The 14,579-nt window shown below is 52.8% G+C and carries 14 protein-coding genes and 1 riboswitch; of the genes, 12 read left to right on the plus strand and 2 right to left on the minus strand.

Annotation, left to right across the window (positions count from 1 at the left end; all coding sequences use genetic code 11):
* Window positions 1-40 precede the first annotated feature (40 nt).
* Both AVZ68_RS10245 and AVZ68_RS10250 read right to left on the minus strand, forming a co-directional pair.
* Window positions 41-586 carry a GNAT family N-acetyltransferase gene (locus AVZ68_RS10245; RefSeq protein WP_059104456.1) on the minus strand — a complete coding sequence of 182 codons (546 nt, stop codon included), beginning with the start codon at window positions 584-586 and terminating at the stop codon, window positions 41-43.
* A gap of 49 nt (window positions 587-635) precedes the next feature.
* A complete protein-coding gene (locus tag AVZ68_RS10250) occupies window positions 636-1,343 on the minus strand; it encodes a CPBP family glutamic-type intramembrane protease (RefSeq protein ID WP_059104457.1) in 708 nt (235 codons plus the stop codon).
* A 196-nt stretch (window positions 1,344-1,539) separates the two neighbouring features.
* Window positions 1,540-1,642: riboswitch (purine riboswitch) on the plus strand.
* A 130-nt stretch (window positions 1,643-1,772) separates the two neighbouring features.
* On the opposite strand from AVZ68_RS10250, the gene purE reads away from it, so the two are divergent.
* From purE to purD, 12 genes are read left to right on the plus strand one after another with little or no spacing between them, the layout of a single operon-like run.
* Window positions 1,773-2,261 carry a 5-(carboxyamino)imidazole ribonucleotide mutase gene (purE, locus tag AVZ68_RS10255; protein WP_059104458.1) on the plus strand — a complete coding sequence of 163 codons (489 nt, stop codon included), beginning with the start codon at window positions 1,773-1,775 and terminating at the stop codon, window positions 2,259-2,261.
* Window positions 2,258-3,391, plus strand: coding sequence for a 5-(carboxyamino)imidazole ribonucleotide synthase (purK, locus tag AVZ68_RS10260; RefSeq protein ID WP_059104459.1), 1,134 nt, complete (start codon window positions 2,258-2,260; stop codon window positions 3,389-3,391). The genes purE and purK overlap by 4 nt, the downstream gene beginning before the upstream one ends.
* A gap of 27 nt (window positions 3,392-3,418) precedes the next feature.
* A complete protein-coding gene (gene purB / locus AVZ68_RS10265; protein ID WP_059104460.1) occupies window positions 3,419-4,717 on the plus strand; it encodes an adenylosuccinate lyase in 1,299 nt (432 codons plus the stop codon).
* A 15-nt stretch (window positions 4,718-4,732) separates the two neighbouring features.
* A complete protein-coding gene (gene purC, locus AVZ68_RS10270; RefSeq protein ID WP_059104461.1) occupies window positions 4,733-5,449 on the plus strand; it encodes a phosphoribosylaminoimidazolesuccinocarboxamide synthase in 717 nt (238 codons plus the stop codon).
* Window positions 5,442-5,693, plus strand: a complete 252-nt coding sequence (gene purS / locus AVZ68_RS10275; protein ID WP_059104462.1) for a phosphoribosylformylglycinamidine synthase subunit PurS — start codon at window positions 5,442-5,444, stop codon at window positions 5,691-5,693. The genes purC and purS overlap by 8 nt, the downstream gene beginning before the upstream one ends.
* A complete protein-coding gene (gene purQ, locus AVZ68_RS10280; protein ID WP_059104463.1) occupies window positions 5,690-6,373 on the plus strand; it encodes a phosphoribosylformylglycinamidine synthase subunit PurQ in 684 nt (227 codons plus the stop codon). Before purS ends, purQ begins: the two co-directional genes overlap by 4 nt.
* Window positions 6,357-8,585, plus strand: a complete 2,229-nt coding sequence (gene purL / locus AVZ68_RS10285; RefSeq protein WP_059104464.1) for a phosphoribosylformylglycinamidine synthase subunit PurL — start codon at window positions 6,357-6,359, stop codon at window positions 8,583-8,585. The genes purQ and purL overlap by 17 nt, the downstream gene beginning before the upstream one ends.
* On the plus strand, window positions 8,561-9,973 hold the full coding sequence (gene purF / locus AVZ68_RS10290; protein WP_059104465.1) for an amidophosphoribosyltransferase: 1,413 nt from the start codon (window positions 8,561-8,563) through the stop codon (window positions 9,971-9,973). The genes purL and purF overlap by 25 nt, the downstream gene beginning before the upstream one ends.
* 27 nt (window positions 9,974-10,000) lie before the next feature.
* Window positions 10,001-11,038, plus strand: a complete 1,038-nt coding sequence (gene purM, locus AVZ68_RS10295) for a phosphoribosylformylglycinamidine cyclo-ligase (RefSeq protein ID WP_059104466.1) — start codon at window positions 10,001-10,003, stop codon at window positions 11,036-11,038.
* On the plus strand, window positions 11,035-11,613 hold the full coding sequence (gene purN / locus AVZ68_RS10300; protein ID WP_059104467.1) for a phosphoribosylglycinamide formyltransferase: 579 nt from the start codon (window positions 11,035-11,037) through the stop codon (window positions 11,611-11,613). The genes purM and purN overlap by 4 nt, the downstream gene beginning before the upstream one ends.
* Before the next feature lies 1 nt (window position 11,614).
* Window positions 11,615-13,144, plus strand: coding sequence for a bifunctional phosphoribosylaminoimidazolecarboxamide formyltransferase/IMP cyclohydrolase (gene purH / locus AVZ68_RS10305; protein ID WP_059104468.1), 1,530 nt, complete (start codon window positions 11,615-11,617; stop codon window positions 13,142-13,144).
* Between the two features lie 12 nt (window positions 13,145-13,156).
* Entirely contained in the window at window positions 13,157-14,425 is a 1,269-nt protein-coding gene (gene purD, locus AVZ68_RS10310; RefSeq protein WP_059104469.1) for a phosphoribosylamine--glycine ligase, read from the plus strand.
* Window positions 14,426-14,579: the final 154 nt, after the last annotated feature.

Genomic DNA, 14,579 nt, shown 5'->3' on the forward strand with positions numbered 1-14,579 from the left:
GATAGGAAAACCCGACAGAGTCAAGGCTCCCCTGGGTTTTCTACCTTCTCCCCCACTCCTCAGCCAACAGCCCATACACCACATGATTCACGTACCGATCATACAGCCATTCCGAATGTCGCAACTCTCCCTCGCGAACAAACCCAAGCCGCTCAGGTACAGCTTGACTCCTCTTGTTCTCCGTAGCCGCACGAATTTCCACACGAGCCAGTTTCAAATCGGTTAGCGCATAATCAACGATGGCTTCGCAAGCGCGTGTCATCAAGCCGAGCCCTTGGTAGTCCTCCCCGAGCCAATACCCTATCGTTGTCAGCTTGTTGGTCCAGTCGATGCGATGAAAGCCAATTACGCCTGCCAAATGGCCCTCGTGCCAAATCCCGGCCTGAAAGCCGTTGTTTTCACCAAATTGCTTCATAGTCGAGCGAATGAACGCTTCGCTGTCTTTCACCTGCTCCGTGCTGTTTACCCATGAGAGCCACGTTCGCAAATGTTCTTTGGAGCCCTGGATGAGAGTGAAGAGTGCTTCAGCATCGCGTGGTTCAAGCAGTTTGAGATGGCTTCGTTCGTCGATTTTGTATGTGAACATTCCCTTCCCCTCCCTGAAATTTCTCGTATTATACCATGAAAAAGGCACCTTATGAGCGCCTTTTTAAATAAAGGGCCGTGCTAACATTCGCTAGGGTGAGCAGAAGCAAGCAAAGGGCCAAGGAGGTCCCCGTTAGCCAGCTCTGGCCAATCGTTACAAGAAGTCCCATGTGCAGGAAGGCTGAAGTAACAACGGACTTGCTTTCGGTTGCCACAAATGCCAAAAGTGGAGCACTTAGTAGGATGAAAACCACCGCGAGAAGGAGCATAGAGTCATGGGGCTCAAACCAAATCACTAGCAACGGGATCGACCAGATGCCGGTCATAATTCCTATTAAGAAGGAAGATTTCCAGAAGCCAACATGGATAATTTCTCTCTGCAAGAACCCTCGCCATCCAACCTCCTGAACCAGACAAATGAAGAATAAAAGCAGCCAGTACTGTGGCGAGAACGGGAGAAGAGCGGTTGGAAAAGGGGCGGACAGACTCAGGATCAAATAAAAGGCAAGTGGGAGCGCTAACGCAAGTACCCACCACCAACTGGGTGCCGCAAAAAGAGGGAGCTTTAGAATCGCAACGCCTCCATAAAAACTAATCGCTATCAGAAGAACGGCCGTTACGGGAGCAATCGTGTAAAAGAGAGCCATGGTCAGCGGCATCAGAAGGTTTGTTGAGAAGGAAAGAGCCGCCGCCGTCCAGCTAATGCCGAACATCCAGAACAAGTAGATCCTCATTTCGCGATCTTTAATTACTACCATTTGATGATTCCTCCTAAACTCACAAGCATTGGTCAGAGTCTTTTGCTTTTCTACATCCTATGCGGGAGGATCAAAGGTGGCGCAACGTTTACGTGAAACGACAAAAAGCGAACGATAGAAAATATATTCATCTAATCGTTCGACTTTATGTTGACACCCTTTGACAATCCTAGTAGAATGAAAGAGCGATGAAAGGGTAAAACTGAATGAAACGCCTCATATAATTTGCGGGGATACGGCCCGCGCGTCTCTACCCGATGACCGTAAATCATCGGACTATGAGGGAAAGGAGCAAATCGCCTCGTATAGGCAATTTGCAATGCAGATGTGCGCAGAAGGAGCGAACTTTCTCTCAGGAGTAGATAAAGAGACCTCTTTCTGCTTTTTTTGTGTGAGAAAGGAAATCCATGAATGAAAAGAGGGGTTGGAATGCAACCAGCTGTTGGAGTGATCATGGGCAGTACCTCCGATTGGGAAACGATGGCGCGTACGTGCGACGTGCTTGATGAGCTCGGCGTCGCTTATGAAAAAAAAGTCGTCTCTGCCCATCGAACGCCGGACTTGATGTTTGAGTATGCGGAGACCGCCATCAGCCGTGGGTTAAAGGTTATCGTTGCTGGAGCGGGAGGTGCCGCGCACTTACCGGGGATGGTCGCAGCAAAGACGGTGCTTCCGGTCATTGGTGTCCCGGTGGAATCGCGGGCGTTGAAGGGACTCGACTCGCTCCTTTCGATCGTACAGATGCCGGGAGGGGTTCCGGTCGCTACCGTGGCGATTGGCAAAGCGGGGGCCACCAATGCCGGACTCCTCGCCGCACAGATGGTGGGCGCCTCGGATGAAACGGTGCAGAAGCGTTTGATTGAGCGACGCGAGCGTACAAAAAAAGCCGTACTAGAAAGCAGTGGTGAGCTAGAGTGACACAATTGGTGAGACCAGGCGCAACGATTGGTATTATTGGCGGAGGTCAGCTTGGCCGCATGATGGCGCTGGCTGCAAAACAAATGGGCTACCGCATTGCCGTGCTTGATCCGACACCCGATGCCCCGTGCGCCCAGGTGGCAGATCAGACCATCACAGCCGCGTACGATGACCTAGAAGCGGCGAAAAGACTGGCTGAGATCAGCGACGTCATCACGTATGAGTTTGAAAACATTGATGAAGAGACGTCACGCCAGTTAACGGAGGTCAGCGATTTTCCACAAGGATTCCATGTACTAGGTGTGACACAGCATCGGTTGAAGGAAAAAGAGGCGATCGTGGGGCTGGATGTGCCCGTAGCACCCTATGCAGCCATTGATACAGTGGGTGATATCGCTTTTGCGAGGGAGAAAATCGGCTTTCCGGCTGTATTGAAAACATGCCGCGGTGGCTATGATGGCAAAGGGCAGGCCGTGGTGAAAAATGAGAGCGAGCTGAACGAAGCAGCGGAAAAGCTACTCCTTCAAGGAGAACTCGTACTCGAAGCTTGGGTCCCTTTTCAATGCGAAATTTCCGTCATCGTGACGAAATCGAGGAACGGGGAGACGGACGTTTTTCCAGTGGCGGAGAATGTCCAAAAAGAGAACATTCTCCACCGTTCAATTGTCCCGGCAAGAGTGTCCGAGGAAACGGAAGAGAAAGCGAAAGGGCTTGCGATCCGCATTGCTGATGGGCTTGGCGCCGTAGGCACACTGGCGGTGGAAATGTTCGTCAAGGAGGACGGCGAGATTTACGTGAATGAGCTCGCGCCAAGACCTCATAACTCCGGTCACTACACGATTGAAGCATGCAAAACCTCGCAGTTTGAACAGCATGTGCGTGCGATTTGCGGTCTGCCGCTCGGCTCCACCACGCTACTAAGCCCAGTCGTTATGGAAAACATCCTCGGTGAGCGTCTTGAGCGTCTTTTAGAAAGCCTGGGTCAGACGAAGCATGTAAACATTCATTTATATGGGAAGAAAGAAGCAAAACCGAAACGGAAAATGGGGCATGTGACCGTGCTTGGAAGGCATACGGATGCCTGTGAGCATAAGCTGGATACGTTTTGGACGGAGCCAACGCTTCATTAATGACACTTATTTGGAGGATATACATATATGATTGAACGCTATACACGCCCGGAAATGGGAGCGATTTGGACAGAGGAGAACCGCTACAACGCCTGGTTGGAGGTAGAAATTGTCGCCTGTGAAGCATGGGCAGAGCTTGGGGAAATTCCAACCGAAGACGTCCAAAAGATTCGTGAAAATGCCAGCTTTAACGTAGAGCGGATTCTGGAGATTGAAGAGGAGACGCGCCATGATGTTGTCGCCTTTACCCGCGCGGTTTCAGAGACGCTTGGGGAAGAACGCAAGTGGGTGCACTACGGATTAACCTCCACCGATGTTGTTGATACCGCGCTTTCTTATTTGCTAAAGCAGGCCAACGCCATTCTCGCGGCGGATTTGAATCGCTTCCTAGACGTGCTGAAAAACAAAGCGCAAGAGCACAAGTATACGATCATGATGGGCCGTACCCACGGCGTTCACGCGGAACCAACAACGTTTGGCTTGAAGCTTGGGCTCTGGTACGAGGAAATGAAGCGCAACATTGAACGGTTCGAGCACGCGGCTGAGGGCGTTCGTTTTGGGAAGCTTTCTGGCGCAGTTGGAACGTATGCCAACATCGATCCGCGTGTCGAACAGCTCGTTTGTGAGAAGCTCGGCCTTCAACCCGCACCGATTTCCACGCAGACGCTTCAGCGCGATCGACACGCCGAGTATATGTCGACACTGGCGCTCATAGCGACGTCGATTGAAAAATTCGCGGTGGAAATTCGCGGCCTGCAAAAAAGCGAGCAGCGCGAAGTTGAGGAGTTTTTTGCAAAAGGGCAGAAGGGCTCATCAGCCATGCCTCATAAGCGCAATCCGATCGGTTCTGAAAATATGACCGGCCTGGCTCGTCTCATTCGCGGCTATATGAACACGGCCTATGACAATGTCGTCCTCTGGCATGAACGAGACATCTCTCATTCTTCAGCAGAGCGGGTGATTTTGCCGGATGCGACGATTGCCCTCAACTACATGTTGAACCGCTTTTCCAACATCGTTAAGAACTTAACGGTCTTTCCGGAAAACATGAAGCGCAACATGACGCGTACCTACGGCTTGATTTACTCTCAACGTGTGCTGCTTTCGTTGATTGACAAAGGCATGGCACGGGAGGAAGCGTATGATTTGGTGCAGCCCAAAGCGACGCAGGCTTGGGAAGAAGGCGTCCAATTCCGTGAGCTTGTGGAGGCCGAAAACCGCATTACTGATGTGCTTTCTCCGAGTGAGATTGAGGAATGCTTTAACTATGAACACCATATGAAACATGTGGATACGATCTTTCAGCGACTAGGGTTAAACGACTAGAAGGGGGCGGCTAAGGTGGAAAAGCAAGCGCTAGTTTACGAAGGCAAAGCAAAGAGGATCTATCAAACGGATGATGAAAATTTGCTGTGGGTGGAATACAAAGATGACGCGACTGCATTTAACGGCGAGAAGAAAGACACGCTCGAAGGAAAAGCACGGCTGAACAATGAAATTTCCTCGCTGATCTTCGCGGCTCTTCATGAAAAGGGGCTCCGCACGCACTTTGTGCGGAGATTATCTGACAACGAGCAGCTTATCCGCCAAGTCGAGATTGTACCGCTTGAAGTCGTGGTGCGCAATGTCGTTGCTGGCAGCATGGCCAAACGCCTTGCGCTGAAGGAAGGGACTGTTCTCCCCCAACCAATTGTAGAATTTTACTATAAAGATGATGCGCTCGGCGATCCGCTCATTACAGAAGACCATATTGCTCTCCTAGAGGCAGCGACGCCAGCAGAAGTCGCTTCCTTAAAGGATCGTGCGCTGAACGTTAATCAACTGTTAATTGAGCTTTTTGAGCAAATCCATGTCAACATCATCGACTTCAAACTAGAGTTTGGCCGTACGCCGGAAGGGGAGCTACTGCTGGCTGATGAAATTTCACCAGACACATGCCGGCTCTGGGATCAAGACACCCATGAACGTTTTGACAAAGACCTGTTCCGCCGTAATCTAGGAAACTTGCAAACTGGTTATCAAGAAATCTTATCTCGTCTGGGAGGCTCTCATGTATAAAGTAAACGTGTACGTTACGCTCAGAGAAAGTGTATTGGACCCGCAAGGAGTAGCTGTCAAACGTGCGCTTCACACGATGGATTACAGCGAAGTGAAGGACGTTCGCATCGGCAAATACTTGGAGCTCGAGGTAGCGAAAACGGACAATGTCGAAGAACGTGTCAAGGAAATGTGTGAAAAGCTGCTAGCGAATACCGTGATTGAAGATTACCGCTTTGAAGTGGAGGAGGTCGTGCCGTCATGAAGTTTGCGGTGATTGTCTTTCCAGGCTCCAACTGTGATGCCGATATGTACTACGCGATCCACGACCGCTTAGGGGAAGACGTGGAATACGTTTTTCATACGGAGACTTCTCTTGATCGGTTCGATGCGATTCTTCTCCCCGGCGGCTTTTCTCACGGCGACTACTTACGTTCCGGTGCGATTGCTCGTTTTGCGCCGATTATGCCAGCCGTCATTCAAGCAGCGGAAGCCGGAAAACCGGTGCTTGGCGTTTGCAATGGCTTCCAAGTGCTGCTTGAAGCGGGTTTGTTGCCGGGAGCGATGAAGCGTAACATTGACTTGAAATTCATTTGCCGCACGGTGAATCTCGTCGTTGAGAACAACCAGACGATGTTTACTGCTGGTTACGAAGCGAAGCAAACGATTGCGATCCCTGTCGCTCACGGGGACGGCAACTACGATTGTGATGAGGAGACGCTTGCTAGACTGGAAGAGAAAGGGCAAATTGTCTTTCGTTACAATGAGCACGTCAATGGTTCGAAAAACAACATTGCTGGCATCGTCAACGAGCGTGGAAATGTCCTTGGCATGATGCCCCATCCGGAACGGGCCGTAGAGATGCTTCTAGGAAATGACGAAGGACTGCCACTATTTACATCGATTTTACGTAACTGGAGGGAATCGCATGTCGCTACTTCTTGAACCGAGCGCAGAAAAGGTGAAGCAAGAGAAACTCTACCGTGACATGGGGCTGACAGACGAGGAATTCGCGCTTGCTGAAGAAATTGTCGGCCGCCCGTTGAACTTTACTGAAACAGGGCTGTTTTCCGTCATGTGGTCCGAGCACTGCAGTTATAAAAACTCAAAGGTCCTTTTGAAAAAGTTTCCTGTCGATGGAGAAAAAGTGCTGCAAGGCCCGGGGGAAGGCGCGGGCATTATCGATATTGAAGACGAGCAAGCGGTTGTCTTTAAAATTGAAAGCCATAACCACCCGTCTGCGATTGAACCGTATCAAGGGGCAGCAACAGGCGTCGGCGGCATTCTCCGCGATGTGTTTTCGATGGGGGCCCGTCCCGTCGCTTTGCTCAATTCGCTTCGCTTTGGGGAGCTTGATTCCCCCAAAGTGCGCTACTTGTTTGAAGAAGTCGTCGCGGGAATTGCTGGCTATGGCAACTGCATTGGTGTTCCAACCGTTGGCGGGGAAGTCCAGTTTGATCCGTGCTACGAAGCGAACCCACTTGTCAACGCGATGTGTGTCGGGTTAATCGACCATAAAGACATTCAAAAAGGCCAGGCGAAAGGCGTCGGCAACACGGTGATGTACGTCGGGGCGAGCACAGGACGTGACGGCATTCACGGGGCGACGTTTGCCTCCGAAGAATTAAGCGAAAGCTCAGACGAAAAACGCCCAGCCGTTCAAGTAGGCGATCCGTTTATGGAGAAGCTCTTGCTTGAAGCGTGCTTGGAAGTCGTCAAATGTGATGCGCTGATCGGCATTCAAGATATGGGAGCCGCTGGTCTCACCTCGTCCTCTGCGGAAATGGCGAGCAAGGCTGGTTCGGGGATCGAAATGAATCTCGACCTCATCCCTCAACGTGAGCAAGGAATGACGCCTTATGAAATGATGCTCTCTGAATCGCAGGAACGTATGCTGCTTGTTGTGGAAAAAGGACGGGAACAGGAAATGAAGGACATCTTTGAACGCTGGGACTTGCATGCGGTTGAAGTCGGAGAGGTAACCGATGATTCACGCCTTCGCTTGACGCACGAGGGGGAAGTCGTTGCCGATGTGCCGGTGGACGCACTGGCCGAAGATGCGCCGGTCTATCATAAGCCATCGGCGGTACCGGCGTATTACCAAGCATTCCAGGCGCAGGCGCCGTACGTCCCTCACGTCGAGGATTCCAAAGAAACGCTGCTTTCACTGCTTGCACAGCCGACAATTGCGAGCAAGGAATGGGTGTATGAGCAGTACGACCATATGGTGCAAACGAACACCGTTGTTCACCCTGGCTCTGATGCCGCTGTTATTCGCGTTCGTGGTACACGCAAGGCGCTAGCGATGACTACGGACTGCAATTCTCGCTACCTCTACCTCGATCCTGAGTTGGGTGGAAAGATTGCGATCGCCGAAGCCGCACGAAATATCGTCGCCTCGGGTGGGCAGCCGCTTGGTGTGACCGACTGCTTGAATTACGGGAACCCAGAGCGACCGGAGATCTTCTGGCAACTGGAGACCTCCACAGACGGCATGAGTGAAGCCTGCCGCGTTCTCAGCACGCCGGTGATCGGCGGGAACGTCTCTCTTTATAACGAGCGCAGTGGCGGAGCCGTCTACCCAACGCCGGTCATCGGTATGGTCGGTTTAGTAGAGGACGTTGATCATATTACGACCCAAAGCTTCAAGCAGGCGGGCGACCTGATCTATGTGTTGGGAGAAACAAAGCCGGAGTTTAGCGGCAGCGAGCTGCAGAAACTGCTTGTCGGGGAGCTTTCCGGAAAAGCGCCGGAAATCGACTTAGAGGTAGAGAAAGTGCGTCAAGAGGCGCTGCTGCAAGCGATAAAGCAAGGACTCGTCGCTTCTGCTCATGACGTGGCCGAAGGTGGAATGGCGGTGGCTTTAGCCGAGAAGATGATGGACGGCAATCTTGGCGCCGATGTCTCTCTTGCTGGAGATGCGGCCGTGACTCTTTTTGCAGAAAGCCAGTCTCGTTTTGTGGTGACCATTCGCCCAGAAAACAAAGCAGCCTTTGAGCAAGCCATCACCGACGCTGCCATCGTCGGCACCGTGACCGACGACAGGAGACTAACCATCACAGACGACACTGGAAAGGCAGTACTGGAAGCCACGCAAGACGAATTAGTCAACGCTTGGAAAGGGGCCATTCCATGTTTGGTGAAATCAAAGGATTAAACGAAGAGTGTGGCGTCTTTGCGGTCTGGGGCCATAAGGACGCGGCACAAATCACGTATTACGGGTTGCACAGTCTCCAGCACCGCGGGCAGGAGGGAGCAGGCATTGTCGTCACCGACGGCGAGACACTCTCCGCCCACAAAGGGCTTGGACTTGTGAACGACGTCTTTAATCCAGATATTTTAGACGGCCTGCACGGGAAAGGCGCCGTCGGTCACGTTCGCTATGCGACTGCTGGGGGTGGGGGGTATGCAAACGTGCAGCCCCTTTTCTTTAACTCGCAAAGGGGCGGGCTGGCGCTTGCTCACAACGGAAATATCGTCAATGCCAACAGTTTAAAACACCAGCTGGAGTCCCAAGGTAGTATTTTTCAATCGACATCGGATACGGAAGTGCTCGCTCACTTGATTAAGCGCAGCGGCTATTACACGCTTGAGGATCAGCTGAAAAATTCACTCGCGGTATTAAAAGGGGCCTATGCTTTTGCGGTGATGAACGAGCGCCAGTTGATGGTGGCGAATGACCCGAACGGCTTGCGTCCGCTTTCGATTGGTCGGCTTGGAGATGCCTATGTTGTGGCCTCGGAAACGTGTGCATTTGACATTGTGGGCGCTACCCATGAGCGTGAAGTAGTGCCCGGAGAACTCATTATTATCGATGATACCGGGCTCCGCAGTGAGCGCTTTGTTTCTGCAGGGAATCGAGCGATTTGCAGCATGGAGTATGTCTATTTCGCTCGTCCTGACTCCAACATTGATAACATCAATGTGCATACCGCCAGAAAAAATTTGGGCAAACAGCTCGCGTTGGAATTCCCTGTGGAAGCGGATGTGGTGACAGGCGTCCCCGATTCAAGCATTTCCGCGGCCATTGGCTATGCCGAGCAAACGGGCATCCCGTATGAGCTTGGCCTGATCAAAAATCGCTATGTCGGTCGCACCTTTATTCAGCCTTCTCAGGAGTTACGTGAACAGGGCGTGAAGATGAAGCTCTCCCCTGTGCGCGGGGTTGTTGAAGGCAAGCGTGTCGTCATGATTGATGACTCGATCGTGCGCGGGACGACGAGCAGGCGGATTGTCCGAATGCTTCGCGAGGCAGGGGCTTTAGAAGTTCATGTGCGTATTAGCTCGCCACCGATTAAAAATCCGTGCTTTTACGGCATTGACACATCAACGACAGAAGAGCTGATCGCCTCCCAGCACTCGGTTGAGGAGATGCGTGAACTAATGGGCGCCGACACGCTCGCGTTTCTGTCAACAGATGGGTTAAAAGAAGGGATCGGCCGTTCGCCCGAAATGAACAACTGCGGTCAGTGTCTCGCTTGCTTTACCGGGGAGTACCCGACGGAAATTTATGCGGACACGGTTCATCCGCACGCAAAAGTGTAGAGACGGACAAGGATGGAGGGGATGTTGGTGTCGAACGCGTACAAACAAGCCGGTGTCGATATTGAAGCCGGCTACGAAGCGGTAGGGCGGATGAAGCAGCATGTGGAGCGCACCAAGCGCCAGGGAGTGCTTGGTGGACTGGGCGGCTTCGGCGGCAACTTTGACTTGTCGACGCTTGGTCTCAAAGAACCGCTGCTCGTCTCTGGGACAGACGGTGTCGGAACCAAGCTGATGCTTGCCTTTCAAATGGATAAGCATGATACGATCGGCCAGGACGCGGTGGCCATGTGTGTTAATGACATCGTCGTCCAAGGAGCGGAGCCGCTGTACTTTCTGGACTATATTGCCTGCGGGAAGGCTGAGCCAGCGAAAATTGAGGCGATTGTTCAAGGCGTCGCAGAAGGCTGTGTGCAGGCAGGCTGTGCCCTTGTTGGCGGCGAAACGGCGGAAATGCCAGGCATGTATGACCCAGAGGAGTACGACCTTGCTGGATTTTCTGTTGGCGCTGTCGAAAAAAGCAAGCTCATCACAGGCGGTGGCGTTCAGGCCGGGGATGTGGTCATTGGCTTATCTTCAAGCGGTCTACACAGCAATGGCTTCTCCCTCGTTCGCAAAGTCTTGCTTGAGCAGGCGGGTCTTGATTTGCAGGAGCACATGGACGTGTTTGGGCGGACGCTTGGCGAGGAGTTGCTCGAGCCAACGAGAATCTATGTGCAACCGCTGCTTGCTTGTTTAAAGGAAACCACGGTTTCTGGTCTTGCCCATGTGACGGGCGGCGGTTTTTATGAGAACCTGCCGCGCATGCTTCCAGACGGCCTCGGTATTGACGTAGACAACGGCTCGTGGCCTGTGCCAGCCATCTTTCATTTTGTGCAGGAAAGAGGCGGTATCAGTGACCGCGATATGTTCTCCACCTTTAACATGGGGATTGGCATGGCTCTTGCGGTGCCGGAGGCGAATCATCAAGAAACGATCCGCATCCTCGAGCGAGAAGGGGAAAAAGCGTATATCATTGGGCGCGTCACCAACCGGGAAGGCGTGACCATTGGAGGCATTGACGCATGAAGGTCGCTATTTTCGCCTCAGGAACAGGTTCCAATGCTGAAGCATTAATCAGAGCAGCAGCAGAGAAGGAGCTTGGCGGCGAGGTCGCTCTCGTCCTAAGCGATAAAAGAGACGCGAAGGTGCTTGAAAAAGCGAAAGCGCACGGTGTTCCTGCTTACGCGTTCGTGCCGAAAACATTTGCGTCAAAAGCGGAGTATGAAGCGGAAGTGGTGCGGCTGCTAGAGGCGTCACACGTGCAACTTGTGGTGCTTGCCGGCTACATGCGCCTTGTTGGCCCAACGCTGCTGGACGCGTACGAGGGGCGGATCGTGAACATTCATCCGTCGCTCTTGCCGGAGTTTCCAGGACTGGATGCTGTTGGTCAGGCGCTTGAGGCAGGAGTAAAGCAGACGGGGGTCACGGTCCACTATGTGGATGCCGGGATGGACACGGGACCGGTGATTGCGCAGGAAGCCGTTGAGATTCACGATGAAGAAACGTGCGAATCATTAACAGCGAAAATACAGCGTGTGGAGCATGTTCTGTATCCGAGATGTGTGAAACAACTTTTAGAAGATGTAAGGGGGAGCCAGTAAGATGAAACGAGCGTTAGTGAGCGTATCGAAAAAAGAAGGCCTTGTTCCATTTGTGCAAGGGCTCGTCGAAGAAGGCATTGAAATTATCTCGACAGGTGGGACGAAGCGCGCATTGGAAGAAGCCGGCGTGCCTGTGATCGGGATTTCCGAAGTGACCGGATTCCCGGAAATTTTGGACGGTCGGGTGAAAACACTTCACCCAACCATTCACGGCGGACTCCTTGCAATGCGTGAGAAAAGCGAGCATCAGGCGCAAATCGCCGAACACAACATCGCTCCGATCGACTATGTCGTCGTCAACTTGTATCCTTTTGCTGAAACGATTGCGCGCGGGGACGCGACGTTTGCGGATGCGATCGAGAATATCGATATTGGCGGACCGAGCATGCTTCGTTCGGCGGCGAAGAACCATGCCGATGTAACAGTCGTCGTCGATCCAGCAGACTACGCGCCTGTGCTTGAAGCGATTAAGGCGGAAGGTGAGACCTCTCTTGAACTGCGCAAGAAACTTGCGGCGAAAGTCTTTCGCCAGACGGCAGCCTATGATGCGATGATTAGCCGCTACTTAACCGATGCCGTTGACGAAGGACGTCCAGAATCACTGACGGTCACCTACGAGCGCAAGCAAGATCTACGCTACGGCGAAAACCCTCATCAGAAAGCGGCGTTTTATAAGAGTACATCAAGTTCGGCCAGTTCCATCGCGCACGCCCATCAGCTTCACGGAAAAGAGCTCTCTTATAACAACATCAGCGATGCCAACGCAGCGCTTGAAATCGTAAAGGAGTTTGGGGAACCAGCAGCGGTTGCGGTGAAACATATGAATCCTTGCGGCGTCGGAACAGGGAAGACGCTTGTGGAAGCTTTTAACCGCGCCTACGAAGCGGACGCTACCTCAATCTTCGGAGGGATTATTGCCCTTAACCGTGAAGTGGATGCTGCTACGGCAGAGAAAATGGCCGGGATCTTTCTTGAAGTCATTCTTGCTCCCGCGTACACAGAGGAAGCGATCGATATCCTTACGAAGAAAAAAAACATCCGCTTGCTCACCGTTCCTGTGGAAGCAGGAAAACCAGAGTCCAAGCTCACGTCCATTCATGGCGGTCTGCTTGTCCAAGATGAGGACAAATTTGGGCTTGGCGATGCGGAAATGACCATTCCGACCAAGCGCGAACCGACAGAGGACGAGTGGACCGCGCTCAAACTTGGCTGGAAAGTCGTTAAGCATGTGAAATCGAATGCGATTGTGCTTACAAATGGAGAAATGACCGTTGGCGTCGGTGCTGGGCAAATGAATCGGGTTGGCGCGGCAGCCATCGCGATTGAGCAAGCCGGAGAGCGTGCGAATGGGGCCGCTCTTGCTTCTGACGCCTTTTTCCCGATGGGAGACACGGTGGAAACGGCCGCGAAGGCGGGCATTAAAGCGATCATTCAGCCAGGGGGATCGATCCGTGATCAAGAATCGATCGAGAAGGCAGACGAATACGGCATCGCCATGGTCTTCACAGGCGTTCGTCATTTTAAACACTAAGGAGGGACGACAGTGAACGTACTCATCATTGGAAGCGGTGGCCGCGAGCATGCGATCGCCTGGAAGGTAGCACAAAGTGAACGCGTAGAGACCGTCTATGTCGCTCCGGGAAATGACGGCATGGCCGACGTAGCCGAGATCGCCTCCATCCAAGAGGATGACCATCGCGCGCTTGTCGCTTTTGCCGAGGCTCATGATGTTGAATTGACAATTGTCGGACCTGAAGTGCCTCTGCTCGCCGGAATTGTCGATGCCTTTGAAGCCGCAGCTCTTCCCGTCTTCGGTCCACGAAAAAACGCTGCCCTGCTAGAAGGAAGCAAGTCGTACGCCAAGGACATTATGAAGCGCTACACCATTCCAACAGGCGCGTCGGCCACGTTTACTGACTACGAACAGGCCGCGGCGTATGTGAAGGAAAATGGGGCGCCGATCGTGATTAAAGCGGATGGGCTTGCGGCTGGAAAAGGTGTGACTGTCGCCATGAGCGAAGAGGAGGCGATCGGAGCACTCGTTTCCATTCTCAAGGATGATGCCTTCGGGAAGGCAGGGGCGCAAGTCGTGATTGAAGAGTATTTAGAAGGGGAGGAGCTCTCGTTGATGGCCTTTGTCCACGGTCGAACGGTGTTACCAATGGTCGGAGCCCAAGATCATAAACGCGCCTATGAAAACGATAGGGGGCCGAACACTGGGGGTATGGGGGCGTATTCCCCAGTGCCACAGTTTAGCGATGAGCAGGTGGAAGAAGCGGTTAAGACGATTCTCCAGCCAACCGCAGAGGCGATGATCGCGGAAGGACGTCCGTTCACGGGCATTCTCTACGCAGGGTTGATGATGACGGCAGGCGGGCCGAAAGTGATTGAGTTTAACGCACGCTTTGGCGATCCGGAAACGCAGGTTGTCTTGCCACGTTTGGAGTCCGATTTGGTTGAAGTGATGCTGACGCTGCTGGACGGGGGTGTGCCGGAGCTCGTTTGGTCGGATGATGCCGTTGTCGGCGTTGTCCTTGCGAACACTGGCTATCCGGGTGCTTATGAAAAAGATGTGATGATCTCTGGAGTGGAAGAGGCAAGCGCGGAAGGCCTCCTCTTCCATGCAGGTTCAAAATGTGAATCGGGTGTATGGAAGACAAACGGTGGACGCGTCCTCCTGGCGGCAGCCTCAGGACACACCATTGCCGATGCAAAGCAGCAGGCATACCGCGCGGTTCGATGCGTGGAGAGCGAAGGGTTGTTTCATCGCACGGATATTGCGGACAAGGCGATCAGACGGATGGAAGCGTAAGAGAATAAAGCTGCGGAGAAAAACGTTCTTCGCAGCTTATTATCGCGTAATAACCCGTCCAAGAGGGGAAGGCGGCAATTTCACGGAGTTACCTGCCGATTTTAAAATTTTACGTTCCACCCATCCTATTTATCTGCAACCGTGCAGACTTACA

Origin of the sequence: Shouchella shacheensis, from assembly GCF_001484965.1 — a bacterium.
Classification (GTDB): Bacteria; Bacillota; Bacilli; order Bacillales; family Bacillaceae_D; genus Shouchella; species Shouchella shacheensis.